General features: G+C 65.1%; 1 protein-coding gene and 1 tRNA gene. One reads left to right on the top strand and one right to left on the bottom strand.

Features of this window, described 5'->3' with window-relative positions; genetic code table 11:
• Positions 1-63 precede the first annotated feature (63 nt).
• Positions 64-153 (bottom strand) — tRNA-Ser (locus O3656_RS10175).
• Between the two features lie 228 nt (positions 154-381).
• On the opposite strand from O3656_RS10175, the gene O3656_RS10170 reads away from it, so the two are divergent.
• Positions 382-2,382 carry an OPT family oligopeptide transporter gene (locus tag O3656_RS10170; protein ID WP_500063954.1) on the top strand — a complete coding sequence of 667 codons (2,001 nt, stop codon included), beginning with the start codon at positions 382-384 and terminating at the stop codon, positions 2,380-2,382.
• The last annotated feature ends 60 nt before the right edge of the window (positions 2,383-2,442 follow it).

The following is a 2,442-nucleotide window of genomic DNA, read 5'->3' as shown; positions in this document are numbered from 1 at the left end:
AGCAACACGGCACGCCACTTAGGCATAACAAAACCGCCCGGCCCCAATGGGGCCGGGCGGCAGTGGCGGTAGCGCTGGGATTTGAACCCAGGGTGGCTGTGACACCACACAGCATTTCGAGTGCTGCACCTTCGGCCGCTCGGACACGCTACCTTACCCGGATACTCTACTACAGAACACCCCGGGCAACGCAAATCGACCGGGCAGGCTGGGAGCAGGGCCACACAACCCCGCAAGATCACACGACAACACACAAAGCAACCACCACCTCCCCATTTAGAACAGTTGAAAACGAGATTAAGCGACCGCATACCATTCACGGCAGCGCATACATGCTCTACTCTTGCAGGGTATCTACTCAACGCAGCGAAAGGATTTTTCGTGTCTGCGCCAACTGCGACGAAGCAAACGTCGCTCAAAGAACTGACCCTGCGCGGCATCATCATCGGCGGCATTATTACACTGCTGTTCACGGCCGCGAACGTGTATCTGGGTCTGAAGGTCGGCTTGACGTTCGCAACGTCGATCCCGGCGGCCGTCATCTCGATGGCGGTTCTGCGCTTCTGGGGCGATCACACGGTCCAGGAGAACAACATCGTTCAGACGATCGCGTCGGCGGCGGGCACGCTGTCGGCTGTCATCTTCGTTCTTCCCGGCCTCGTGATCGTCGGATGGTGGAGCGGTTTCCCGTACTGGGAGACCATGTTCGTGTGCGCGGTCGGCGGTGCGCTGGGCGTCATGTACTCGATTCCTCTGCGTCGCGCGCTCGTGACGGGTTCGGACCTGCCGTACCCCGAGGGCGTGGCGGGCGCGGAGATCCTCAAGGTCGGCGACTCCCAGGAGGCCGGCGAGGATAACAAGCGCGGCCTGCTCGCGATCACCTGGGGCGCTCTGGCCTCGGCGGCGATGGCCCTGTTCGGCTACCTGAAGGTGACGGCCTCCGAAGTCGGCACTGCCTTCAAGATCGGCTCGACGGGCACGATGCTCTCCACCTCCCTGTCCCTCGCCCTGATCGGCGTGGGTCACCTGGTCGGCATGACGGTGGGCGTCGCGATGTTCATCGGCATGGTGATTTCCTACGGCGTCCTGCTGCCCCTGTACGCGAACGGCCAGCTGGACGGCGCGAAGGACCTGACTGAGGCCCTGTCGACGGTTTTTAAGACGGACGTGCGTTTCATCGGCGCGGGCGTCATGGCGGTCGCCGCCATCTGGACGCTCATCAAGATCATGGGCCCGATTGTCCGCGGCATGTCGGAGTCGCTGCGCGCCTCGCGCGGCGCAGCGGAAGCGGGCACGCAGATCGACCGCACCGAGCAGGACATCCCCGGCAAGTGGGTCATCGTCTCCATTTTCGTGGCCATGGTTCCGATCGCGGGCCTGCTGTGGTGGTTCATGCGCGGCACGCAGATCGAGCACAACACGGCGGTCCTGATTGCCGTGTCGGTTCTCTTCATCCTGCTCGCGGGCCTGCTGGTCGCGGCGGTGTGCGGTTACATGGCGGGCCTCATCGGCTCGTCGAACTCGCCCGTGTCGGGCGTGGGCCTGCTGGTCGTCGTCATCACGGCGGTCGTCATCCTGGCGGTGCACGGCCGCGGTTCGACCACGGAGGAGAACACGGCGCTCATCGCCTACACGCTGTTCACGTCCGCGATCGTGTTCTGCATTGCGACGATCGCGAACGATAACCTGCAGGACCTCAAGACCGGCCAGCTGGTGGGCGCGACCCCGTGGAAGCAGCAGGTCGCCCTGGTCATCGGTGTCGTCTTCGGTTCGCTGATCATTCCCCCGGTCCTGGAGCTCATGCAGAAATCCTTCGGCTTCCAGGGTGCGCCGGGCGCCAGCCCGGACGCGCTGGCGGCTCCGCAGGCCTCGCTGATTTCCTCGCTCGCGAAGGGCGTGCTCGGCGGCGGCATCGACTGGAAGCTCCTGGGTATTGGCGCGGCGATCGGCGTCGTCGTCATCATCATCGACGAGGTCCTGCGCCCCGCCTCGAAGGGCAAGCTGGCCCTGCCCCCGCTCGCGGTCGGCATGGGCATTTACCTGCCTGTTTCCCTCACGATCCTGATCCCGCTTGGCGGCCTGATTGGCTTCCTGTACAACAGGTGGGCTTCCAAGCAGGCGGACGCGGAGCGCGCGAAGCGTTTCGGCACGCTGGCCGCGACGGGCCTGATCGTGGGCGAGTCCCTGTTCGGCGTTGTCTACGCGGGCATCGCGGGCGCGACGGGGTCGGAATCCCCGCTGGCGTTGCCGTTCATCGGCGACGGCTTCACCCCGGTCGCGAACGTGCTGGGCATCGTGTTCTTCGCGGGTGCGACGTGGCTGCTCTACGGTTTCGCCCGTAAGATCACGCGCGACGCGGATCGCGAGTCGGCCTCGAAGTAAGCGCGCCGCCTGCGCGGGGTACGGCCTCGCGCCGCGCATCAGCCCCGGCCTCGTTCCTTT

The sequence above is a fragment of the Pauljensenia sp. 27098_8_83 genome, assembly GCF_041432695.1.
Classification (GTDB): Bacteria; Actinomycetota; Actinomycetes; order Actinomycetales; family Actinomycetaceae; genus Pauljensenia.
Note: the sequence above shows the minus strand (reverse complement) of the source record. Positions and strands in the feature narration are given on the sequence as shown.